Here is a 23337-nt window from a genome sequence, read left to right on the forward strand (position 1 = left end):
GCCACTATGCTCGATTGTGGCTTTCAAAATGAAGACAGAAGGCATTAAGATGGAATATCTTAACGCCTTCTGTCTTTTTGTTTGAGTGTCAGGCACCCAAACAATTCTGAAATTAATGCATCAATGATTAATAGGGGGCGTGCGCGGGTAAAATTAAATGAAAAAATGATACAATAAAAGAAAAAAAGAGGCGATGTTCGTGAATAATATCATTGATTTTATTGCGAAAAAAAAGGAACGAGAAGAACGACAACGTGCGCAAGATTTAGAACGCTATGTTGCAACACATTGTAAATTTCATCAGCCAGAAAATATCGATGCACTCGTTGATGGGAAAATGATTGAAGTGAAAGATCATACATTGTTTTTAGGTTTTCTATCTATATTAAAAGATGAACAAATCGAGCCACTACATATCTTTCAGGACGTTTTTACATTAGAACCTATCCGTTTTGAAATGGCCTACAATATGAAATGGTGGTCTGTTGTTCAACTTGCTTTTACATTTTTAACGATTTTAAAGGAAAATGAACCGCATACATATGCAGATTTTCTAGGACTTTCTTGATTCATCTAGGGTGTGTGCACGTCTGAAAACTAAACAAACGTGCGCATACGTAACTGGATTCCTCCTTATCTTCTTGATAGAATAGCATCTTTTAAATAACTCCCCTACGACTTAAAAAACTTCACATAAATTTATAAACAATCAATATTTTTTACTAAATATTTTAAATCCATCCATACTTGCTTAATGTTTGTTTTATAAGATTACTGTTGTAAGCAAATAAAAATAAACATAAACAAATGGAGGGTCCAACTCATGGCAATTCAAAAGCTATGGAAGAAAAGTTTAGTTGGTGTATTAGCAATATCTATGTTAGCAGCATGTTCTGACAGTTCGCCTAATGCAAATGACATCAAAAGTGATTTAACGCTTGATGAAATTACAGAAAAGGCAAAACAAGAAGGTACTGTCAATTCAGTCGGTATGCCAGATACATGGGCAAACTGGGTAGAGACATGGCAAGAGCTTGAAACAGAGTACACTCTCAAACATCAGGACACAGATATGTCGAGTGCAGAGGAATTAGCGAAGTTTGAAGCAGAAAAAGACGATGCGACAGCCGATATTGGCGACGTAGGAATTGCCTTTGGTCCAATCGCTAAAGATAAAGGTCTTACATTGCCATACAAAACTTCCTATTGGGATGATATTCCTGACTGGGCAAAAGATGAAGAGGGCCATTGGATTGTTGGTTATACAGGGACCATTGCATTTCTAACAGATAAAAACAATGTGAAAAATCCACCAACGTCTTGGGAAGATCTTAAAAATGGCGACTATCATGTCAGCATTGGAGATGCATTAACTGCAAACCAAGCACAATTTGCGATATTAGCTGCAGCAATGGCTTTCGGTGGAGATGAATCCAATATTCAGCCGGGCATCGACTTTTTTGCGGAATTAGCAAAACAAGGACGCCTACAAGGTGATCCAACAGTCGCTAATTTAGAAAAAGGAGAGATTGATGTTGCAATTTTATGGGATTTCAATGCACTAGGTTATCGTCATCAAATCGATGAGCAACGTTTTGATGTAGTCATCCCATCGGAAGGCTCTGTCACATCAGGCTACGCAACTGTTATTAATAAATATGCGAAAAATCCACATGCTGCAATGTTAACACGAGAATATATTTTATCGGATGCAGGACAAGAGAACTTAGCAAAGGGTTATGCTCGACCAATTCGTGAAAATGTGCAATTACCTCAAGAAGTAAAGGATTTATTATTACCAGCAGATATGTATAAAAATGCGCAACCTGTTAGCGACCAAAAGCAGTGGGAGGAAACAACAAAGCAAATTCCACAAATGTATCAAGAGCAGGTATTAATACATGCCAAATAATAACAAAGTTGTCCTCATTGTTGTTGATGCACTTCGTTTTGATACTGCCTGTACACATATGGGCTTTATGCAACATTTAGTAGAACGTAAAATGGCCTCGCGTTTTGAGGTTCGTTCGGAAGTACCATCATTATCGAGACCATTATATGAAACGATTTTAACGGGCACTCCACCAATTGTTCATGGAGTCACGAGTAATATGACGGTGCGCCTATCAACACAAAATAGTTTATTCCATTTAGCACAGTCAAATGGTTTATCGACTGCAGCGGCTGCTTATTATTGGGTAAGTGAACTTTATAATCGTGCACCCTTTCAGCATATGGAGGATCGTTTACAATTCGATAAACAGCTTCCGATTGAAAATGGCTTGTTTTACTTTGAGGATCATTATCCTGACAGCCATTTGTTTGCAGATGCCGCATGGTTAATGGATCAAAAACAACCAGATTTCTTATATATTCATCCGATGAATGTAGATGACGATGGGCATAAATTTACAGCAAATTCAGCGCAATATCGTAATCGTGTATTAGCTGTGGATGCACTATTGTCGTTGTTTATACCTAAATGCATGGCGCAAGGATATGATGTCATTGTGACAGCAGATCATGGGATGACAAGTGATGGCAATCATGGTGGGACAACGATAGAGGATCGACATGTACCGATGTTTGTCATCTCTCAAACCGTGAAGGCAGGTATAAAAGACGGTGTAGTATCACAGCTACAAGTGGCACCTCTTTGCTGTCACCTGCTAAATATAGCGCCTTCAGAGGAAATGGTGCCATTACTATTAGAGGGCGTCCAGACAGTAAAATAAAACAATAAATAGTATCAGGGAATTTTGAACAATATTCATTATAAATTTCAAAATCTTTAAGTTAGAAAGTAGTGATTGTTTTGATTTCCAAGCGGCAATCGTTTGCCTGGCTTACACCTTTCTTATTACTTGTTCTGTTATTTTTCCTTGTGCCTTTACTGTATATGCTGATAACGAGCTTTAGTAATAGCGAAGGATTTACGTTAGCACAATATAAATCTGTATTAACAAACACGTATATTTTACAAGGTTTTAAAAATAGTTTGACATTATCCGTTATTTCGGCTGTGATTGCGCTCGTCGTTACATTGTTTGCCGTGTATGCTATTATGCACTTTTCGCAGCCGGTACGAGAGAAAATTTTAATACTTACCAATTTAACATCAAATTTTTCAGGTATTCCTTTAGCTTTTGCGTTTATTGTCTTGCTTGGGAATAGTGGATTATTTACTTTGCTTTTTGATAAGTGGGAAATTGGCGCTTTATCGTCGTTTTCCCTTTATAGCTGGAGTGGTCTATTACTCATTTATATTTATTTTCAACTGCCATTAGCATTGATGCTATTGTATCCAATTTATGATGGTATTCAGCAGCAATGGAAGGAAGCAGCCGCTCTTTTAGGAGCTTCTACTTTACAGTTTTGGCTGAAAGTAGGGATACCTGTTATGTTACCAGGGATTGTTGGAACCTTTAGTGTGTTGTTTGCCAATGCAATGGGTGCCTATGCATCTGCTTATGCTTTGACAAATAGTAATTACAATTTAGTGGCCATTCGTATTGGAGCACTTATTAAAGGAGATATATTTGCACAACCCGAGTTGGCAAGTGCGATCGCTGTATTGCTAGCGGTAACAATGGTAACCGCCATGCTGATAAGTGAATGGAGCATTAAAAAGACGAGGGGGAAATTATAGTGAAAAAAAGAAGTTTAGCTAATATCGTTTTCCTCTTTTTAATGTTGTATTTGCTATTACCGATTGTAGCGACAATGCTGTATGCTTTTTCGTCAAAGTGGCATAAAAGTATTTTTCCCGAGGGGCTAACATTCAAGTGGCTTGCTACACTGTTTCAAGATACGGCATTTATGCAAGCATTTGGCCGCTCTGTCCTTCTTGCGGGAGGGGCGGTTATCATTGCACTAATCGTTATTGTCCCTGCGATTTTTGTCATCGTTTTGTATTTTCCAAAGTATGAGAAATGGATTCAAGTTGCCGTTGTAATGGTCTATTCATTTCCAGGGATTATTTTAGCTGTTGGCTTAATTCGGGTGTATTCAACAATAGGTGTACCTATGATCTTGGTCGTATTGGGTGCCTATGTAATCGGTATTTTGCCTTATATTTATCAAGGCACGCGCAATAGCTTGCGTAATGTAGATGCAAGACAGTTATTGGATGCTGCGCAATTATTAGGCGCAACGAAAACACAGGCTTTTACAAAAATACTGTTGCCTACCGTTTATCCAGGCTTGTTTGCGGGCGCATTATTATCGTTTTCCGTGCTATTTGGAGAATTTGTACTTATTAACTTAGTCGTCGGCTCACGCTTTGAAACGGTACAAATTTATTTAATGAAAAAGCTAAGTACGAGCGGTCATATTGCTAGCGCAGTTGTCTTTATTTATATCGTTCTGATGGGTATATTAACGTTCGCTATTGCGATATTAACGAAACGTTCGAAAGGTGCGACGAATTTATGAGCTATATTGTGATTGAAGGACTTCATAAAAAATATGACCAAACAACGGTCTTATCCAATATCGATATGACAATTGAAAAAGGTCAATTAATTACGCTTTTAGGACCGAGTGGCTGTGGGAAAAGTACCATTTTGCGCATTATTGCGGGCTTAACAAATGCTACAGCAGGAGAAATTCAATTGGAAGGACAAAACATGAACGGTGTCCAACCGAAAGAGCGTCAAGTGGGCATGGTTTTTCAATCTTATGCGCTATTTCCTAATATGACTGTTAAAGAAAATATAGCATTTGGTTTGCGGATGCAAAAAGTTAATAATACAGAGCTAGAACAACGTGTACAAGATATGCTCCATATCGTTCATTTGACAGAAAAAGCGAATGCTTATCCAAAGGAGTTATCAGGCGGGCAACAGCAACGTGTAGCGCTTGCACGTGCGCTTATTGTGCGACCGAAAGTATTGCTTTTAGATGAACCTCTTAGTGCACTTGATGCCCAAATACGAAAAAAATTGCAGACCGATTTACGGGCAATACAACGCAAGCTTGGCATGACGATGATTTTAGTAACACATGATCAAGATGAAGCTATGGCTGTGTCAGACAAAATATTTGTGATGAGCAATGGGCAAATTGCGCAATGTGGTACACCGACAGAAATTTATACAAATCCACAAAGTGAATTTATCGCTAATTTCATTGGTCATTATAATGTTATTCCTAGACAAGTGTTAGAGACAATGATTGGAGAAAAATTACCTGGAGATAATAAGAAGTTTGCCATACGACCAGAAGCTCTTCATTTAGAGATGATGGAAGGTGACCTTTGCCTTCGCGGTGTAGCGACACAGTCACTTATGAGTGGCAATATTATCCGTACAACGCTTGAAGGTGACTGTATGTTTACAATGGAACAGTTACATCAACGTGGGCATACGCTTGAAGTGGGTAAAAACTACAACTGTTATGTAGCGAAGGAAGATGTGATTGCACTGTCATGACATATGCAAAAATTGAACGTTTTGAATTTATTTTAAAGCAGTTAGAGCTTGATGGCAAAATTATTGTAGCGAATATTGCTGAGACACTGCTCGTAGCACCTGAAACTGTTCGTCGAGATTTGGATGAGCTAGAACAACAACATTTATTGACTCGAGTGCATGGCGGGGCAATCAAATATACCAACGTTCGAACGGAGCCAGCATTTTTGCGAAAACTGCAAATGCATAAAGAGGCGAAATGTGCTATTGCACGTCAGGCCGCACAGCGTATTTGTGATGGAGATACGATTGCCGTTGATACAGGGACGACAACAGTCCATATAGCGGATTACTTAATGGCAGTTGATGATATTACGGTTGTGACTAATTCTATTGCCGCCGCCGCACAGTTTAATCTCGCCATTGAAGAAAGACGGATGACAGGGAAAGTTATTTTACTAGGCGGTACAACAAATCCAAGGCAAGCTTCAGTTGCGGGTGCGATGACGTTGGAGTGGTTAAGTCATATGAACTTTGATAAGGCCTTTTTATCATGCGGGGGCATCCAGGATGGCATTGTCTATGATTATGATTTAGATGAATCCTTGATTTCCCAAAAAATGCTTCAACAAAGTAAGAATTGTATATTACTAGCGGATGCATCAAAGCTTAATGGCAAATCATTTTATCAAATTTGTGATTTGGCACAATGTACGGAAATCATGTGTGATATGGCTTGTCCTGAGGAATGGCAAGCGTACGAAGAACAGTGGACAGTATGTAGTGGAGGGAAGAGTTGATGACAATTGATTACCATGTACATTTAGAGGAGGGCCCATATTCTTTTCGTTGGTTGGAGCGAACATCACAAGCCATAGCCAATTTTCATGACCTAAAAAATGTTGACAATGGCTCGAAAGCTCTAATGGAGTGGCAAGTGGCAACGCTTGCTAAAAGATTGCATAATGGCTGTTATAGTGAAGAATGGCTCGATTTATATTTACAACGGGCAAAGCAACTTGGTTTACGAGAGGTAGGCATTGTGGATCATTTGTATCGGTTTAAGGAAACACGCCCCTATTTTGAGCGTTATATGCAATTGGATGAATCAACAGAAATCGGTCAACTCCAACGATACTGGCTAAATAGTGTGATGACAGAAAGTATGGACGATTTCGTAATGGCAATTGGCAAGGCAAAGGACAAATGGCGTCAGCACGGTGTTGAGTTAAGGCTAGGGATTGAAGCGGATTATTTTGTAGGCGGTGAAGAAGAATTGACCGCGCTCCTACAAGGGCATCCGTGGGATTATGTTATTGGCTCGGTTCATTTTATAGATGGCTGGGGTTTTGATAATCCACAAACGGAGCATCTATTTAAAAAGATGGACCAGTCAATTTTACAGATGAAGTATACTCAGTTTTATACCACGGTTGTGCAAATGATTCAGTCTAATATGTTTGATTTTGTAGCTCATTTGGATAATTTTAAAGTTTTTAATTATCATGTGCAGGATGAGGCGTTTAATCTTTTATGGTATGAACAGATTGCACAGGCGCTTGTCGCAACACAAACTGCTACAGAAATAAACGCAGGGTTATATTATCGCTATCCGGTTAAGGAAATGTGCCCCGGTCCACTGTTTTTGCAAGTTCTCGTGAAACGAGGTGTCGAGTTTACCGTATCTTCAGACGCCCACTTCCCAGATGATTTAGGAAACTATACATTTGCCAACACAGATTTGCTAAAAACTTTGAGTGTTAAGAAGCTTTTAGGCTTCCAACAACGCACCAAGAAATATATCGAGCTTTAACGAAGATCACCGTTGATACCTGTCATCGGTGATTTTTTCTGTTTCAAGCAGTGGCAACTAGATGTTACAAACGGGGACATGTCGAATTCTTCTGGTTAAGAAAGTGTATTTAAGTCAAAACCACGACATTTAGTACGCAAACCTTGTAGGAAGTAGTAATCATTCAGTATAATAGTAAAATGGGAATTCGAATGCACGGATTTCGTTTGAAAGGAGTTACCTGACCTGCAATGAATGAGGAACAACGCTTAACAAGTCAACAAGTCAATCAACCAAAAAAAGAAGACAAGCCTGAAAAGGATTATAGTAAATATTTTGAGAAGGTCTTTACGGCACCTTCATTAAAAGATGCAAAAAAACGTGGCAAAGAAGAAGTGAAATATCATAAAGACTTCCAAATTGCTGAACAATTCGCTGGCATGGGTGAAGGGCGGACGTTTTATATCCGTACGTATGGCTGTCAGATGAATGAGCATGATACAGAAGTAATGGCTGGTATTTTTATGCAACTTGGCTATACTTCAACAGACATTATCGAAGAAGCAGATGTGGTGTTACTGAATACATGTGCGATTCGTGAAAATGCAGAAAACAAAGTATTTGGAGAGCTTGGTTTCCTGCTAAAATATAAACGTAAAAATCCAGAAATGTTGATTGGCGTCTGTGGTTGTATGTCACAGGAAGAATCCGTCGTCAATAAAATTTTAAAAACGTATCCACACGTCGATATGGTATTTGGAACGCACAATATTCATCGCCTGCCAAATATTTTAAAAGAAGCGTACATGTCAAAAGAAATGGTTGTAGAGGTTTGGTCGAAAGAGGGCGACGTTATTGAAAACTTGCCGAAAAAACGTCTAGGTTCCATAAAAGCTTGGGTCAATATTATGTATGGCTGTGACAAGTTTTGTACGTACTGCATTGTACCTTATACACGTGGCAAAGAGCGTAGTCGCCGTCCAGAAGAAATCATAGCAGAAGTGCGTGAGCTAGCTGCTGCAGGCTATAAAGAAATCATGCTATTAGGGCAAAATGTCAACGCTTACGGCAAAGATTTTGAGGACATGGATTATCGACTGGGTGATTTAATGAATGAATTGCGAAAAATAGATATTCCACGGATTCGCTTTACAACAAGTCACCCGCGTGATTTTGATGATCATTTAATCGAGGTATTGGCGAAAGGTGGCAATTTAGTTGAACACATTCACTTACCGGTACAATCAGGCTCAAATGATGTATTAAAAATTATGGCGCGCAAATATAGTCGTGAGCATTTCCTTAGCTTAGTAGATAAGATTAAAGCCGCAATCCCAGGTGTTACATTAACAACAGATATTATTGTTGGTTACCCAAACGAAACGGAAGAGCAATTCGAAGAGACGTTATCTTTATATCGTGAAGTAGGCTTTGATATGGCCTTTACGTATATTTACTCTCCACGCGAAGGAACACCAGCCGCGAAGATGGTTGATAATGTTCCTGAAGAGGTGAAAAAGGAACGTCTACATCGTTTAAATGCTGTCGTACAAGAATATTCTAGAAAAGCGCTAGAGGGCTTGAAGGGCGAAGTGGTTGAAGTGTTAGTTGAAGGAACAAGTAAACGTCGTGATGATGTGCTTGCTGGCTATACGCGTAAAAATCGTCTCGTCAATTTTAAAGCACCTTCAGAGTTGATTGGTCAGTTAGTGAAAGTGAAAATAATAGAGGCTACTTCTTATTCATTAACTGGTGAATTTGTGGAAGTAGTAAAAAATGAAAAGGTGGAAGCGTAAATGACTCAAGTATTGTATACAAAAGAAGATTTAATTAAGAAATCCCATGAAATTGCGCATATGATTGCCAATACACCAGAAGTTGAGTTTTTCAAAAAAGCTGAAGCACAAATTAATGAAAATCAACTTGTTCGTGAACGTATTGCTAGTTTAAAAAGCTTACAAAAGCAAGCAGTAAACTTTCAACACCTAGGCAAAGAAAAAGCGTTAAAAATGATTGAAGACAAAATTGCAAAAATTGAAGAAGAAATTAATGATATTCCTGTTGTGCAGCAATTTAAAGAATCACAAGGTGATGTCAACGACTTATTACAATTAGTATCAAATACCATTGCTAACAATGTGACGAACGAAATTGTACGCTCAACAGGTGGCGATGTGTTACGTGGTGAAACGGGTTCGTATGTACAAAATACACAGCCAGGTAGTTGCTCATAAATAATAGAAGAAACAGCTCGAATGACAGCATTCGGGCTATTTTTATGCCGAAATTTAGGATGGCGTCGGTACTGAATTAGAGCCCCTCTTAACACTGTTGAATGCAAAAATGGAGAAAGTAAATCAATTAGATTCTATGAAATCTGTTCACCCAATGGGCGCTACCTGCATATGATGGAGTGAAAAGAGTCGAAGGAGGAATTGCGCTGAAACGTTTACGACAAATCGTGACGAAAGCAGTAGTTGCCAAAGGGAAGAAGAGAACAGAAGAACGTGTAACGTTATGTCCAACAAATAAACCGACGAGCATTCTCGGTTGCTGGGTAATCAACCATACTTGTTCAGCAAAAAAAGTCGGTAAATTTGTAGAAGTGTCAGGAAAGTTTGATGTCAATGTATGGTATGCTTATAGTAATCATTCGAAAACAGCAGTGTTTTCAGAAACGGTTCACTATAAAGATAAGGTAAAGCTGCACTTTAGAGATGGCGAAGTAACAGTTGGCGATGATGTACGTGTGCGTGTAATACAAGAACCAAATTGCATGGAAGCGATAATTTCTCCATGTGGCACGAAATTTGAAATTGTAGTAGAGCGTGAGACTGTTGTTGAGGTAATGGGTGAAATGACAATTTGCATTAGTGTACATCCGCTAGATTTCGAAGAGGAATGGAACTTTAATGATGAAAGCTCATCTTCCTCTTCATCCTCGTCTAGCTCTAGTTCCAGCTCGTCAAGCTCAAGCAGTGACGGTAGGTTTGTTTTAGAGTCCTCATCGTTTCCTGATGAACGACCAAGATAAATCACAAGATGATATTTTTTTGATACATGCGAAATGCTAGCATCTTTACAAAGGTGAAATAAGCGTTTCGCATGTATCTTTTGTTATAATAAAACTAACAATCAGAGGATGACGTCTACTTGTCTTTGAAGAAAATCGTTGAGGGTGAAACTTTGGATCGTACAGAATCGTTGCTAAACAAACACTTAGCCCCAAGCATAAGCGCTGGTGAAGACGTACTGATGCGTCAAGGTTCGCTATCACAATGAAGGAAGTAACGAAAACGGTGTGCACATAGAGGCAACACATAAAATGATTTAGACGTAAATATGCCAAAGCATATTTGATTTTAGTGCAAGAGCGAGGGAATTTATATATGACAACCTATACACCAATGATGCAACAATATTTGCAAGTCAAAGAAGATTATCAGGATGCTTTTTTATTTTTTAGATTAGGTGACTTTTACGAAATGTTTTTTGAGGATGCCATTAATGCATCACAACTATTAGAAATTACATTAACGAGTCGAGATGCAGGTGCCAAGGAGCGTATTCCGATGTGTGGCGTGCCACATCACTCGGCGAAAAATTATATAGAAACACTTGTGCAAAAAGGTTATAAAGTTGCCATTTGTGAGCAAACAGAGGATCCAAAGCAAGCAAAGGGCGTAGTCAAACGTGAAGTAGTCCAACTGATTACTCCCGGTACCATTATGGAAGGGAAGGCGCTAGATGGTAAAAGCAATCATTACATTGGCGCAGCAGAACAGCTGGATGCTACTACATTTGGCTATGCCTACTTGGATTTATCTACAGGGGAAGCGATTGCCTCATCCATTGAGGGGGATGGGAAAGCCCTTCTTATGCAAATGCAGGCATATGGTATTCGAGAATTAATAGTGACGGAGAGCTTACAGCTTTTGTTAGCAGAACATGCAATCAATGTCGGCATTGTACTATCCGTTGAAGAAGACGAAATGGCGATGGACAAAGCAGCCAGCTATTTAGAAGCAGTGCCAGCAACTATACAAGTGGCCTGCTTGCGATTACTTCATTATATAGATAAGACACAAATGCGGTCACTTTCGCATATTCAAGCCTTTACCTTTAATGAAATGAAAAACTATTTACGTATTGACTCTAGTTCGAAACGAAATTTGGAGCTTATACAATCCATTCGTGGCGGCGACCAAAAGGGTACATTGTTATGGCTATTAGATGACACCGTTACTGCGATGGGGGGGCGCAAGCTGAAACAATGGCTACATCAACCATTAGCCACACGTTCAGCTATTGAGGCAAGACTTGCAATGGTCAGTGATTTATTAGAAGAATATTTTGTCAGATCAGAATTACAATCTTCCTTAAAACAAGTCTATGATTTAGAACGTTTAGCGGGTCGTGTAGCTTTCGGTAATGTAGGCGGTCGTGACTTAGCACAGCTTCGTGATTCATTACGTCAAGTTCCAATTATTCAACAACAGCTAATTGGAGCACAAAAAGAAACATTGCAAAAGCTAGGGGCAACACTCGATACATGTGCGGACGTTGAAGCTTTATTAGCACGTGCTATAACAGATAATCCGCCAATTACCATTAAAGAAGGCGATGTGATTCGTGATGGTTATAACGAACGATTAGATGAACTGCGCTATGCATCTCGCAATGGGAAGGACTGGATTGCCCAGTTAGAACAGGAAGAACGTACAAAAACAGGCATTAAAAACTTGAAAATTGGCTATAACCGTATTTTTGGCTACTATATAGAAATTACAAAGTCCAATATTCATTTGGCGGATTTAACACGCTATGAACGGAAGCAAACACTTGCGAATGCAGAGCGTTACATTACGCAGGAATTAAAAGAAAAAGAGGCACTTATTTTAAATGCAGAGGAAGAAAGCTTAGCTTTAGAGTACAACCTCTTCGTTGAAATTCGTGAACAATTAAAATCATATATTCCACGGGTACAAGCACTAGCTGCGAGTATAAGTGAATTAGATGTATTGCTTAGCTTTGCAAGCGTCTCAGAAAAATATCGTTTTACAAAGCCAGAATTTCACGCGGGTCGTGCGCTAGAAATTATTGAAGGTCGTCACCCTGTGGTTGAGAAAATGCTCAATAAGCAAATGTATGTACCGAATGATTGCGTACTTGAAGAAAATCACAATATGATGCTCATTACTGGGCCGAATATGTCCGGTAAAAGTACATATATGCGCCAAGTTGCTCTGATTGTTGTAATGGCACAAATGGGATGCTATGTACCAGCGGAAAAGGCGCGATTACCAATTACAGATCAAATTTTCACACGCATTGGAGCTGCAGATGATTTAGCTGCTGGACAATCAACATTTATGGTAGAAATGCTAGAATCACAGCATGCGATTATGCATGCCACTGAAAATAGCTTAATGCTGTTTGATGAAATTGGTCGAGGTACTTCTACGTATGATGGAATGAGTCTTGCGCAATCCATGATGGAATATATTCATGACAAAATAGGTGCCAATACCCTTTTCTCTACGCATTATCATGAATTGACAGCTTTAGAAAAGGATTTACCTCGATTACAAAATGTGCATGTTTCTGCCACTGAAAAGAATGGTACAGTTGTCTTTTTACACAAGGTGAAAAAGGGAGCGGCGGATAAGTCTTACGGCATTCACGTGGCGCAATTGGCACAATTACCAGAGGAAATTTTATCGAGAGCTCGTATATTGCTCGAAAACTTTGAAGCAGGGGAAGCGTTGCCGGTATCACAAGAGGTCGTTGAACAGCCCGTGCAAATGTCATTATTTACGGAACAAGAGCCGTTGCCTTCAGCTGAGGCTGAAGTATTGAGAAACTTGGAGAAGGTGAATATCCTTGGTACTTCACCAATGCAGGCCATGAATATCTTATATGAATTACAACAGCAATTAGTCAACGCTAAAAAATAAAGGAGTGATGCGCCATGGGAAAAATTCAAATTATGGACGCGTGGCTTTCCAATAGAATTGCTGCGGGAGAAGTAGTAGAACGACCGGCATCTGTTGTTAAAGAACTAGTCGAGAATGCGATTGATGCTGGCAGTACGTCCATTGATGTTTTTTTACTGGAAGCGGGGCTCACTTCAATTCAAGTAATTGATAATGGTAGTGGGATGGATGAGGAAGATGCACTAATCTCTTTTTCACGCCATGCAACAAGTAAAATTCATCAGGAGCATGATTTATTTCGTATCCGTACGTTAGGATTTCGTGGGGAGGCATTAGCATCGATTGCATCGGTATCCAAAATGACAATGCTTACTTCAACTGGCGAATCAGGCACGTATGTAGAGTTAGAAGGGGGACATGTCACAACGCAAAAGCCCGGACCTTTACGAAAAGGAACGGATATTACAGTGGCACAGCTATTTTTCAATACCCCTGCTCGTTTAAAATATATGAAAACGATACAAACCGAGCTTGGGCATACGATAGATCTAATGAATCGGCTAGCACTCGGTAATCCACAAATTGCCTTTCGATTGCTACATAACGGTCAGCAATTATTGCAGACGAATGGACGAGGTGATGTACAGCAAGTCCTAGCCGCAATTTATGGCGTGCACAACGCCAAAAAAATGGTGCCATTTCACGGCGAGTCCCATGACTATAAGGTAACGGGTTATGTGTCTTTACCAGAGGTGACACGTGCTTCCAAAAATTATATGTCGCTGTTTGTGAATGGGCGTTGGGTCAAACATTATTTAGTGCAAAAGGCCATTATTGATGCCTATCATACGTATTTACCGATAGAACGATTTCCAATTGTAGCGCTCTTTATTGAAGGGGACCCTTATTTAACAGACGTCAATGTCCATCCAGCCAAACACCAGATTCGATTAAGTAAAGAACCAGAGCTACTTAAATTGATTGAAGAAACGATACGAGGCAAAATTCGCGATGTTATGCGTGTTCCACTTATGGAGAAGAAGGAAAAGATTGCAAAACCTGCAACGGAACAGCTGAACATGTGGAAACCTGTACCACAACTTGATGTAGAAAAAATGAATGCTATCGTTGAAAAGCTTTATGATGCGCAAACTGTTCAGGAATCTAGCATATTACCGATGGAAGAACCTGCACCTACAGTGATAGAAGAGCACTGGCAACCAATTCAACCAATCGAAACCAATCAGATAGAAGAAGCGTCACCAAACGAGCATATGGACTTTTTAAATGAGGAGCCTCAAATAGTAGAATCTCCAATCAAAGAGCCTAAAAAAGAACCATTTCCTGCGCTTGAAGTAGTAGGACAAATACATGGCACTTATATTGTTGCGCAAATGGAGGACGGTTTTTATTTAATCGACCAGCATGCAGCGCAAGAACGTATTAAATATGAGTTTTACCGTGAAAAAGTAGGACAAGTAAATCCTAATGAACGGCAAGCGTTATTACTGCCATTGACCTTCCATTATGCAGCAGACGAGGCACTGATTCTGCGTGAAAATAGACAGCAGCTAGAGGCCGTTGGTGTGTTTTTAGAGGATTTTGGACAGTCATCATTTGTTATTCGTGAGCATCCTAGCTGGTTTCCGAATGGTGAGGAACAGGACATCATTGAGGAGTTAATCGAGCAAGTATTGACCACAAAAACAGCAGATGTCAAAAAAATGCGTGAGGCGGCAGCCATTATGATGAGCTGTAAAAAGTCTATCAAGGCCAATCATTATTTGACGAAAGAGCAAATGGTTGCGTTATTAGATGATTTACGTAGAGCGGATAATCCGTTTACTTGTCCACATGGTCGACCGGTGTTAATCCATTTTACAACCTATGAAGTGGAAAAAATGTTTAAACGGGTAATGTAATAACAACGAAGCATATGCGTTCGTATTGTAACCAATATCCTTAAAAAAGCCTACAGCGATTTCGAGCGTGGTGTGAAAACCTAAGGAGGGGAATAAATGGGAGAATTTATTTTAGCAATCGATCAAGGAACAACAAGTTCAAGGGCGATATTATTTAATCATAAAGGTGAAATTGTCCATGTGGCACAAAAGGAATTTCAACAGTATTTTCCAAAGGCTGGCTGGGTTGAGCATAACGCCAATGAGATATGGGGTTCAGTACTCGCTGTTATCGCAGCTGTGTTAACAGAAAGTGGACATGAAGCAAGCGAAGTACACGCAATTGGCATTACAAATCAGCGAGAAACGACGGTTGTTTGGGATAAACAGACAGGGCAGCCTGTTTACAATGCAATCGTTTGGCAATCAAGGCAAACACAAGACATCGTGACAGCGTTGAAGGAACAAGGCCATGAAAGCGTGTTTCAGCAAAAAACAGGATTACGACTGGACCCTTATTTCTCCGCAACAAAAATTAAATGGATTTTAGACAATGTTGAAGGTGCACGTGCCAAGGCAGAACAAGGTGATTTACTGTTCGGTACGATTGATTCGTGGATTGTTTGGCGATTATCAAAAGGAAGGGCACATATTACGGATTATTCGAATGCGGCAAGGACATTACTTTATAATATCCATGAACTAACATGGGACGCAGAACTTTGCGATCTTTTAAATATTCCGATGTCGATGTTGCCAGAAGTGAAAAACTCGTCAGAAATTTATACGAAAACGGCACCAAGTATATTTTTTGGTGAAGAAATTCCAATTGCAGGAATTGCCGGTGACCAGCAAGCCGCTCTTTTCGGTCAAACATGCTTTGCAAAAGGCATGGCTAAAAATACGTACGGTACCGGTTGTTTTATGTTATTAAATACGGGTGACCAAGCGGTACATTCTGAAAATGGTTTGTTGACAACGATTGCTTGGGGCATTGATGGTAAGGTGACCTATGCGTTAGAAGGCAGTGTCTTTGTGGCAGGATCAGCTATTCAGTGGTTGCGTGATGGGCTTCGTATGATTCGTACCGCAAAGGACTCTGAAAAATATGCGACAAAGGTAGCTGATACCGATGGTGTTTACGTAGTTCCTGCATTTGTAGGGTTAGGCACGCCATACTGGGATACCGATGCACGCGGGGCTATTTTTGGTTTAACGCGTGGTACTTCGAAAGAACATTTTATCCGCGCAACACTTGAATCACTAGCTTACCAGACGAAAGATGTGCTCGATGCAATGGAAGAAGCGGCGGGCACACCAATTGAAGTGTTACGGGTAGATGGTGGCGCTGTCAGTAATGGCCTATTAATGCAGTTCCAAAGTGATATTTTGCAGTTGAAGGTAGAGCTAGCAAAGCTTAATGAATCAACTGCGCTCGGTGCAGCCTATTTAGCTGGGCTAGCAACGAACTTTTGGCCAAATAAAGAGGCTTTAACAGCATTGTGGGTTAACGGGCAAACCTATCAACCGAAAATGACTGTAGAGCAAAGTAAGATTTTCTATGCAGGCTGGCAGAGAGCTGTGGAGGCTACACGTTTATTCAAATCATAGCTAATGGGGGAGAAAGTATGTTTTCATTTGAGCATCGTCCTAAAATTATGGATTATTTAGAGCAATATAGCTTTGACGTATTAGTCATTGGAGGTGGCATTACGGGTGCGGGAATTGCACTTGATGCAGCATCCAGAGGCTTATCAGTTGCACTAATTGACAAGCAAGACTTTGCGGCTGGTACTTCTAGCCGTTCAACAAAGCTTATTCACGGAGGTCTTCGTTATTTAAAACAATTTGATGTAGGGGTAGTGGCAGAAGTTGGGCGTGAGCGTGAAATTGTTTATGATAATGCTGTTCATGTAACGACACCTGAAAAGATGCTGTTACCTTTATATAAGCATGGTACACTTGGACCGTTTACGACTTCGGTGGCGTTAAAGGTTTATGACAGACTAGCAGGTGTCAAAAAACAAGAACGTCGCACGATGCTAAGTGCACAAGAAACAGCCACACTAGAACCGCTTTTAAAGCGCGATGAGCTAGTTGGTGGTGGCTATTATGTAGAGTATCGGACAGACGATGCACGTTTAACAATTGAAGTGTTAAAAAAAGCGGTTGAATATGGCGCGCTTTGTGTAAACTATACAGAAATGACAGAGTTTTTATATAGTAAGAAAAAGCTGATTGGGGCAAAAGTAAAAGACCATATCACTGGAAAAACAGTGGAAGTACATGCTGCGCAAATCGTCAATGCTACCGGCCCTTGGGTAGATGAAGTACGTCAGAAGGATAAACAAACAGATAAAAAACAATTACGTTTAACAAAAGGTGTCCATATCGTTCTTAGTCAAAAGGATTTCCCATTGCAACAAGCTGTATATTTCGATATTCCAGATGGTCGTATGGCTTTTGCCATTCCCCGTGATGGCAAAACATATATAGGAACAACAGATACAGTTTATGAAGGCGATCCAATACATCCTACTGCCACACAACAAGATGTAGATTATTTAATTGAGGCTGCTAAAACAGTATTCCCTTCAGTTGAAATTACAAGAGAAACCATAGAATCTTCTTGGGCAGGTGTTCGTCCACTTATTTTTGAAAAAGGCAAAAATCCTTCAGAAATTTCGCGTAAAGATGAAATATGGATAGCATCAAGTGGTTTGATGACCATTGCAGGCGGCAAGCTAACAGGCTATCGTCAAATGGCTGAAACGATCGTTGATAAAATTGTGAAAACACATAAATTTAAGCATGCAAGTCCATGTATGACACGTGAGTTGTCGCTTTCTGGTGCAAAGGGCATTAATGCGATTAATTTCCCAGACTATACTGCCTATAAAGCAAGAGAAGGTGTTCAGTATGGACTGAATTATGATGAGGCGAAGCATTTAGTGCAAAAATACGGTACCAATGTTGACGCATTATTTAATCAGGTGAAATATTTACATGAGCATGGTAGTACAATGCCCCTCGCTTTACATGCGATGCTACTATACGGCATAGAAGCGGAAATGGTGTATACCCCTTGTGATTTCTTTATTCGTCGTACGGGCTTACTATACTTTGATATTGATGCAGTGAAACGTTATAAACAACAAGTAGTGCAAGTGATGCAGCAGCGTTTACACTATTCAGAGTCACAAAGAAATACCTATATTGCTCAATTAGAACAAGCGATTCTAGATGCGACAAGTTTTCCTAATGTGGAGGTGTAGTAGATGGAGCGTTATATGAAAATGTCAGATGGGCATTTTGTGTTTACACGCATATTGACGCCGACTATTCCCTGCAAAGGTCATTTTCATATTTTACATGGTATGGCAGAGCATAGCGGTCGTTACGTAAACTTTGCACAAATTCTTTGTGCGGCTGGTTATGCCGTGTCCATGCATGATCATCGCGGGCATGGGGAGACGGCAGGTTATAACGGTACATTAGGCTTTTTCGCTGAAAAAAATGGTTTTGATCGGGTTGTGGAAGATGCGCATGAAGTCATAATGACCATACATGACCAATTTGCAGATGTGCCATTAATCGTATTCGGGCATAGTATGGGGTCTTTTATTGCTAGAAGATATATTCAACTTTACGGAACTAATGTTGATAACGTTATTCTTTGTGGAACAGGTAGTGTTTCAACATTGCATAGGATAGGACATTATGTTGCGCAAGTATTCGCAATGCAGCGTGGTAAAGAAACCGAGAGCCCTTTATTAAATAAGTTGAGCTTTGGTAGCTTTAATAAGCAGTTTCCAAATCCTAAAACGGGATATGACTGGCTATGTTCGGTAGAGCAGGAAGTGCAAAAATATATGGACGACCCATATTGTGGCTTTATCCCAAGCAATCAATTTTTTGCTGACTTAACAGCTGGCTTTATGGTATTGAATCGAAAAAAAGAGATTGAAAAAATACAGAAAAACTTGCCGATTCTATTGATCAGTGGTAGCAAAGACCCTGTTGGTGATAGTGGTCTAGGTGTTTATTCCGTAGCTGAACAATTTGCAGCAGCAGGATTACAAGATGTTACAGTCTATTTATTTGAAGATAAACGACATGAAATTTTAAATGAAGACAATCAACAGGCGGTTCATCAAGTTTTATTACGGTGGTTAGAAAAGTATGATAGAAAATAAAATACAACAAGCAGAGGTCGTAGCTATTGTCGGACCAACAGCTTCAGGTAAAACAGCACTAAGCATTGAACTAGCCAATAAGTACAATGGTGAAATTATTAATGGCGATTCCATGCAAATTTATAAAGGGTTAGATATTGGTACAGCGAAAATTACTGAAGAAGAGATGGAAGGTGTGCCACATCACTTATTAAGCTTCAAAGAGCCAACGGAATCCTTTTCAGTAGCGGAATATCAAGCGTTAGTACGGTCTAAAATTAGTGAAATACAGGCGCGTGGTAAGCTACCAATTATTGTTGGAGGATCTGGCCTATATGTACAAGCAGTCCTTTATGATTTTCAATTTACAGAGGAGCAGGTTGATGATGTAGCGCGTAAAGCTTATTATGAGGAGCTAGAAAAGTTAGGTCCAGAAGCTATGCATGCAAAGTTAGCAGCACTTGATCCAAAAACTGCTGAAACGATTCATCCAAACAATACAAGACGTGTAATTCGAGCTTTAGAAATGATTGAATTAAGTGGTGTTTCAAAGGCGTCAGAGGAACACAATCGAGGAGAAATCCCATTGTATCGCCACTTAATTATAGGGCTTGGTCAAAATATGTCCCGCGAAGAACTTTATAATCGCATCAATCTACGAGTAGATGTCATGATGGACAAAGGGCTACTGCAAGAAGTTCAGGGACTATGGCAGCAAAATATTCGTGGTGTACAGTCGATCCAAGCGATTGGCTATAAGGAATTGTATGATTACTTAGATGGTCGATGTACATTGGAAGAAGCAATCGAAAATTTAAAGCAAAATTCTCGACGCTATGCGAAAAGACAGTTGACTTATTTTCGCAATAAAATGGATATTCACTTTATTTGAAAAGACTAAAAACTTTAATAATTTCTAAAAATTACTAATTGATAAATTGGTATAACATGCTACTATAGGAATGAAGAGGTAGAAAGAGAGTAGGGGAGGCGCATTCTATGAAATCAATCAATTTGCAAGATACGTTTTTGAACCATCTACGTAAAAACAGTGTTTTTGTAACTGTGTTTCTGTTAAACGGGTTCCAGTTAAAAGGAACTGTGAAATCCTATGATAACTTTACAGTATTATTAGTAGATGCTGAAAGTAAACAGCATCTCATTTACAAACACGCAATTTCTACATTCGTTCCAGCAAAGCAAGTCGAATTTTTAGAGGTAGAAGAATAAATAAAGTAAATAGAAACAGTTAGTGTTACATCACTAGCTGTTTTTTTTCGTTCACGCTATAATGTAATAGGAAATTGATATATTGGAGGATTTTATAGATGAAATCGATGGATACAACACAATTATTAGAACGATTAGATGCAAACGAAGACCTTTACATTATTGATGTGCGAGAAGACGATGAAGTAGCACAAGGTGTTATCCCTGGTGCGCAACATATTGCACTTGGGACAATCCCTGAGCGCTTGGATGAATTAGATACGACTAAACCATATATTATCGTTTGTAAAGCAGGTGGACGTTCTGCAAATGCTTGTGCATACTTAGAAGCACAAGGCTTTGACGTAACAAACCTTGAAGGTGGCATGCTTGCTTATGATGGAGAATTAGAATTTAAATAAGAAGATATATCGAGGTATGTAACAGGTCAGCTTGTTAAGTACCTCGTTTTTTAGTGGACTAAAATGCGAGTATCAATATTGACACTAAAAACACTTTGTCGTAAATTTAAAGTAATTACATAAAAGCATTAGGTGCCCACTTTGGGAGAATAGGGAATAAAGTGAAAATCTTTAGCGGTCCCACCACTGTAAAACGGAGTTTTATAGAGAATACCACTAGCATAGCTGGGAAGGTTCTATAAGATGTTGAAATTGAGCCAGGAGACCTGCCTAATTGCTTCGGATGATATAGATGATGGAAAAGTCTGTAGTTTATTTGTTATGAAATAAACTACAGGTTTTTCCATTTTTTTATTTCAATCTTTATGTAATAGGCTATTTAAAAAGGAGAAATGAACATGAAATTATTACAACAAACACTTCAACAAATTCAACATGCCAATAACGAAATGATGGAAAAAGCAAGAGAATATATAGATTCTCTTAGCAAGCCACCGAGTAGCTTAGGAAAACTTGAATCACTGGCTGTACAATTGGCTGGTATTACAGGAGAGCTCTATCCTAAAATTGATAACAAAGCAATTATTGTCTGTGCAGGCGATCACGGTGTGTGTGATGAAGACGTAACATCCAATCCGCAAGATGTAACATTTCTTCAAACATTAAATTTTCCAAAAGGGATAACAGGAGTTTGTGCTATTGCAAACATAACGAATGCCAAAATTGTGACAGTGGACGTAGGGGTAAAACAGGATATTCCGCTCGATGCGGGTGTTATAATGAAAAAAATAAAATACGGGACGGATAACATGGCAAAAGGTCCAGCCATGACAAGGGAAGAAGCCATTCAATCAATTGAAGTAGGAATTGAAGTAGCTACGGCCGAAATAGCACAAGGAGTTAATGTACTTGGTACAGGTGAAATGGGGATTGGTAATACTACACCAAGCGCGGCTATCTTATCTGTGCTTCATGCGTGTCACCCACAAGAAGTGACAGGGTTCGGTGCAGGAGTTGGATCAGGAGGAATTGCGCATAAAGTTCAAGTCATTCAAAACGCCATTGCCTTAAACAAACCGAATCGTCATGATGCGATTGATGTGCTTGCAAAAGTGGGTGGGTTAGAGATAGGTGCGATGGCTGGTGTAATTCTGGCGGCTGCTGCCAATCGTAAGCCCGTTGTAATTGATGGCTTTATTTCGACAGTCGCTGCTCTTATCGCTTATGAATTAGAACCGAAAGTCCAAGATTATATTATTCCTTCCCATGCCTCTGAAGAACCGGGGGCAAAAATTGCTGCTAAACTGCTAGGCGTGGAGCCAATGCTTCATATGAACATGCGATTGGGAGAAGGTTCTGGTGCAGCATTAGCCTTTCCAATTCTAGATGCAGCTTGCTCAATGGTGAGCAACATGGCGACATTAGCTGAGTCTGTCGGGCTGGTAGAGAAGTAATCATTTGTTAAGTGCCGATCGGGAAAAATCTTAGCTAAACATATAGAGCGTAATCGTCTATAGCAAAAAAGGAAGCTGGGATATTTAAGGAACAGAGGAAAGATGTTGGTAAATTTTCGCTATTATGGGGACTTGTCCGTTATTGCGAAAAAATAGAAGTATTCACTAGTTGTTTGTAGCGAAGGCGGTGACTCCTGCTTTGAACGCACACACTGTAAGATGCGGGCATTCCGCGCGTTAGTGAGGGTTGCGGCTTACGTGTGTACCCGCAGAAAGCACCGCCGAAGCGGACAACAACGGCGTAGCAAAAAAGTGTTAGATTGATGGCACTCAATCTAACACTTTTTCTCTTTTGTCCCAGCAGCTTTCTGTTTTTTTAAAGTCTCTTAAGCTCGATTCAATTTTCGCAAAGGTAAGCGCCATTTCTTCATATATGAAAGAACTCGTAAAATTGTAATTACCCCGAATAACACGTATAAAAAGATATCCCCTTCTAGTAATTCCAATCCAATAAGTAGACCAGCAAGTGCTGCCCAGACACCGTAGATTTCATCACGTAGCACGAGTGGCTTACGTCCTGCCAATAAATCACGCACTATTCCACCACCGGAACCAGTTAAGACTGCGGCTACAATAACCGCACTAATTGGCATATTGAGCTTCACTGCATATAATGCCCCTTGTATAGCAAAAGCCGATAAGCCGATGGCATCTGTAAAATTGCCCCAACGATGCCAATGCTGTATAAGATGATGCGGAAAAATAAAAAATATCGTAATGGCAGCGATTGCAATTTGAAACATCATATCCTGACCCCACAACGTTGTTACTGGTAAACCGATAAGTAAATTACGAATGGCACCGCCACCGAATGCAGTTACAATGCCAAGTATATATACACCGAATAAATCGTATTCTTCTTCCATTGCAATTATTGCCCCGGAAATAGCGAAGGCAATTGTCCCAATGATGCTAAAAACTTCCCAAGCCATCACTTTCCCTCCTTAAACGAGAATAATTTGTAGTAAGTCCGCCCC

At 39.7% G+C, this 23337-nt stretch carries 22 protein-coding genes and 1 riboswitch; of the genes, 21 read left to right on the forward strand and 1 reads right to left on the reverse strand.

What is annotated here, in order from left to right; translation table 11 throughout:
- Nucleotides 1-193: 193 nt before the first annotated feature.
- The 21 genes from MHH88_RS05635 (at nt 194) to cobT (ending at nt 22300) form a co-directional block, all read left to right on the forward strand.
- Nucleotides 194-568, forward strand: coding sequence for a 2-oxoglutarate ferredoxin oxidoreductase subunit beta (locus tag MHH88_RS05635; protein ID WP_256093137.1), 375 nt, complete (start codon nt 194-196; stop codon nt 566-568).
- A gap of 255 nt (nt 569-823) precedes the next feature.
- Nucleotides 824-1912, forward strand: a complete 1089-nt coding sequence (locus tag MHH88_RS05640; RefSeq protein WP_339261767.1) for an extracellular solute-binding protein — start codon at nt 824-826, stop codon at nt 1910-1912.
- Nucleotides 1902-2735 (forward strand): alkaline phosphatase family protein, encoded by an 834-nt coding sequence (locus MHH88_RS05645; protein ID WP_107894632.1) that lies wholly within the window; start codon nt 1902-1904, stop codon nt 2733-2735. Before MHH88_RS05640 ends, MHH88_RS05645 begins: the two co-directional genes overlap by 11 nt.
- Before the next feature lie 71 nt (nt 2736-2806).
- A complete protein-coding gene (locus MHH88_RS05650; RefSeq protein ID WP_339261768.1) occupies nt 2807-3649 on the forward strand; it encodes an ABC transporter permease subunit in 843 nt (280 codons plus the stop codon).
- Nucleotides 3649-4434, forward strand: coding sequence for an ABC transporter permease subunit (locus tag MHH88_RS05655; protein ID WP_339261769.1), 786 nt, complete (start codon nt 3649-3651; stop codon nt 4432-4434). Before MHH88_RS05650 ends, MHH88_RS05655 begins: the two co-directional genes overlap by 1 nt.
- Nucleotides 4431-5432 carry an ABC transporter ATP-binding protein gene (locus MHH88_RS05660; protein ID WP_339261770.1) on the forward strand — a complete coding sequence of 334 codons (1002 nt, stop codon included), beginning with the start codon at nt 4431-4433 and terminating at the stop codon, nt 5430-5432. Before MHH88_RS05655 ends, MHH88_RS05660 begins: the two co-directional genes overlap by 4 nt.
- Nucleotides 5429-6211: a DeoR/GlpR family DNA-binding transcription regulator gene (locus MHH88_RS05665; protein WP_024361942.1), complete on the forward strand. Its 783-nt coding sequence runs from the start codon at nt 5429-5431 to the stop codon at nt 6209-6211. Before MHH88_RS05660 ends, MHH88_RS05665 begins: the two co-directional genes overlap by 4 nt.
- Entirely contained in the window at nt 6211-7224 is a 1014-nt protein-coding gene (locus MHH88_RS05670) for a histidinol phosphate phosphatase domain-containing protein (RefSeq protein WP_339261771.1), read from the forward strand. The genes MHH88_RS05665 and MHH88_RS05670 overlap by 1 nt, the downstream gene beginning before the upstream one ends.
- A 230-nt stretch (nt 7225-7454) precedes the next feature.
- The gene (miaB, locus tag MHH88_RS05675) at nt 7455-8999 is read left to right on the forward strand and encodes a tRNA (N6-isopentenyl adenosine(37)-C2)-methylthiotransferase MiaB (protein ID WP_069510016.1); all 1545 of its coding nucleotides are present in this window, start codon (nt 7455-7457) and stop codon (nt 8997-8999) included.
- Nucleotides 9000-9437 carry a RicAFT regulatory complex protein RicA family protein gene (locus MHH88_RS05680; RefSeq protein ID WP_069510014.1) on the forward strand — a complete coding sequence of 146 codons (438 nt, stop codon included), beginning with the start codon at nt 9000-9002 and terminating at the stop codon, nt 9435-9437. It abuts the gene before it with no gap.
- Between the two features lie 179 nt (nt 9438-9616).
- Nucleotides 9617-10237 carry an outer spore coat protein CotE gene (gene cotE, locus MHH88_RS05685; protein WP_176723146.1) on the forward strand — a complete coding sequence of 207 codons (621 nt, stop codon included), beginning with the start codon at nt 9617-9619 and terminating at the stop codon, nt 10235-10237.
- A gap of 119 nt (nt 10238-10356) precedes the next feature.
- Nucleotides 10357-10485, forward strand: a complete 129-nt coding sequence (locus MHH88_RS05690; protein WP_256093136.1) for a hypothetical protein — start codon at nt 10357-10359, stop codon at nt 10483-10485.
- Nucleotides 10486-10592: 107 nt separating this feature from the next.
- Nucleotides 10593-13160, forward strand: a complete 2568-nt coding sequence (gene mutS / locus MHH88_RS05695) for a DNA mismatch repair protein MutS (protein ID WP_339261772.1) — start codon at nt 10593-10595, stop codon at nt 13158-13160.
- Between the two features lie 14 nt (nt 13161-13174).
- Nucleotides 13175-15061 (forward strand): DNA mismatch repair endonuclease MutL, encoded by a 1887-nt coding sequence (gene mutL, locus MHH88_RS05700; RefSeq protein WP_069510010.1) that lies wholly within the window; start codon nt 13175-13177, stop codon nt 15059-15061.
- Nucleotides 15062-15157: 96 nt separating this feature from the next.
- On the forward strand, nt 15158-16651 hold the full coding sequence (gene glpK, locus MHH88_RS05705; RefSeq protein ID WP_339261773.1) for a glycerol kinase GlpK: 1494 nt from the start codon (nt 15158-15160) through the stop codon (nt 16649-16651).
- Nucleotides 16652-16668: 17 nt separating this feature from the next.
- Nucleotides 16669-18315 (forward strand): glycerol-3-phosphate dehydrogenase/oxidase, encoded by a 1647-nt coding sequence (locus MHH88_RS05710; protein ID WP_339261774.1) that lies wholly within the window; start codon nt 16669-16671, stop codon nt 18313-18315.
- Nucleotides 18316-18318: 3 nt separating this feature from the next.
- A complete protein-coding gene (locus tag MHH88_RS05715) occupies nt 18319-19236 on the forward strand; it encodes an alpha/beta fold hydrolase (RefSeq protein WP_069510004.1) in 918 nt (305 codons plus the stop codon).
- The gene (gene miaA, locus MHH88_RS05720; protein ID WP_339261775.1) at nt 19223-20107 is read left to right on the forward strand and encodes a tRNA (adenosine(37)-N6)-dimethylallyltransferase MiaA; all 885 of its coding nucleotides are present in this window, start codon (nt 19223-19225) and stop codon (nt 20105-20107) included. The genes MHH88_RS05715 and miaA overlap by 14 nt, the downstream gene beginning before the upstream one ends.
- A gap of 107 nt (nt 20108-20214) precedes the next feature.
- A complete protein-coding gene (gene hfq, locus MHH88_RS05725; protein ID WP_069510000.1) occupies nt 20215-20445 on the forward strand; it encodes an RNA chaperone Hfq in 231 nt (76 codons plus the stop codon).
- A gap of 98 nt (nt 20446-20543) precedes the next feature.
- Complete coding sequence (locus MHH88_RS05730) at nt 20544-20846, forward strand: rhodanese-like domain-containing protein (RefSeq protein ID WP_024361931.1); 303 nt, start codon at nt 20544-20546, stop codon at nt 20844-20846.
- 113 nt (nt 20847-20959) lie between these two features.
- Nucleotides 20960-21135: riboswitch (cobalamin riboswitch) on the forward strand.
- 109 nt (nt 21136-21244) lie between these two features.
- Nucleotides 21245-22300 (forward strand): nicotinate-nucleotide--dimethylbenzimidazole phosphoribosyltransferase, encoded by a 1056-nt coding sequence (gene cobT / locus MHH88_RS05735; RefSeq protein WP_339261776.1) that lies wholly within the window; start codon nt 21245-21247, stop codon nt 22298-22300.
- A 386-nt stretch (nt 22301-22686) separates the two neighbouring features.
- On the opposite strand, the gene MHH88_RS05740 is transcribed toward cobT, so the two are convergent.
- On the reverse strand, nt 22687-23292 hold the full coding sequence (locus MHH88_RS05740; RefSeq protein ID WP_024361929.1) for a trimeric intracellular cation channel family protein: 606 nt from the start codon (nt 23290-23292) through the stop codon (nt 22687-22689).
- Between the last annotated feature and the right edge of the window lie 45 nt (nt 23293-23337).

The sequence above is a fragment of the Lysinibacillus sp. FSL K6-3209 genome, assembly GCF_037976175.1.
GTDB classification, from domain to species: Bacteria; Bacillota; Bacilli; order Bacillales_A; family Planococcaceae; genus Lysinibacillus; species Lysinibacillus sphaericus_D.

Excerpts from the sequence above, each read along its gene's own strand:
- MHH88_RS05635 (WP_256093137.1), top strand. The coding sequence starts at position 194 with ATGTTCGTGAATAATATCATTGATTTTATTGCGAAAAAAAAGGAACGA.
- MHH88_RS05640 (WP_339261767.1), top strand. The coding sequence starts at position 824 with ATGGCAATTCAAAAGCTATGGAAGAAAAGTTTAGTTGGTGTATTAGCA.
- MHH88_RS05645 (WP_107894632.1), top strand. The coding sequence starts at position 1,902 with ATGCCAAATAATAACAAAGTTGTCCTCATTGTTGTTGATGCACTTCGT.
- MHH88_RS05660 (WP_339261770.1), top strand. The coding sequence starts at position 4,431 with ATGAGCTATATTGTGATTGAAGGACTTCATAAAAAATATGACCAAACA.
- MHH88_RS05665 (WP_024361942.1), top strand. The coding sequence starts at position 5,429 with ATGACATATGCAAAAATTGAACGTTTTGAATTTATTTTAAAGCAGTTA.
- MHH88_RS05670 (WP_339261771.1), top strand. The coding sequence starts at position 6,211 with ATGACAATTGATTACCATGTACATTTAGAGGAGGGCCCATATTCTTTT.
- miaB (WP_069510016.1), top strand. The coding sequence starts at position 7,455 with ATGAATGAGGAACAACGCTTAACAAGTCAACAAGTCAATCAACCAAAA.
- MHH88_RS05680 (WP_069510014.1), top strand. The coding sequence starts at position 9,000 with ATGACTCAAGTATTGTATACAAAAGAAGATTTAATTAAGAAATCCCAT.
- mutS (WP_339261772.1), top strand. The coding sequence starts at position 10,593 with ATGACAACCTATACACCAATGATGCAACAATATTTGCAAGTCAAAGAA.
- mutL (WP_069510010.1), top strand. The coding sequence starts at position 13,175 with ATGGGAAAAATTCAAATTATGGACGCGTGGCTTTCCAATAGAATTGCT.
- glpK (WP_339261773.1), top strand. The coding sequence starts at position 15,158 with ATGGGAGAATTTATTTTAGCAATCGATCAAGGAACAACAAGTTCAAGG.
- MHH88_RS05710 (WP_339261774.1), top strand. The coding sequence starts at position 16,669 with ATGTTTTCATTTGAGCATCGTCCTAAAATTATGGATTATTTAGAGCAA.
- MHH88_RS05715 (WP_069510004.1), top strand. The coding sequence starts at position 18,319 with ATGGAGCGTTATATGAAAATGTCAGATGGGCATTTTGTGTTTACACGC.
- miaA (WP_339261775.1), top strand. The coding sequence starts at position 19,223 with ATGATAGAAAATAAAATACAACAAGCAGAGGTCGTAGCTATTGTCGGA.
- hfq (WP_069510000.1), top strand. The coding sequence starts at position 20,215 with ATGAAATCAATCAATTTGCAAGATACGTTTTTGAACCATCTACGTAAA.
- MHH88_RS05730 (WP_024361931.1), top strand. The coding sequence starts at position 20,544 with ATGAAATCGATGGATACAACACAATTATTAGAACGATTAGATGCAAAC.
- cobT (WP_339261776.1), top strand. The coding sequence starts at position 21,245 with ATGAAATTATTACAACAAACACTTCAACAAATTCAACATGCCAATAAC.
- MHH88_RS05740 (WP_024361929.1), bottom strand. The coding sequence starts at position 23,292 with ATGGCTTGGGAAGTTTTTAGCATCATTGGGACAATTGCCTTCGCTATT.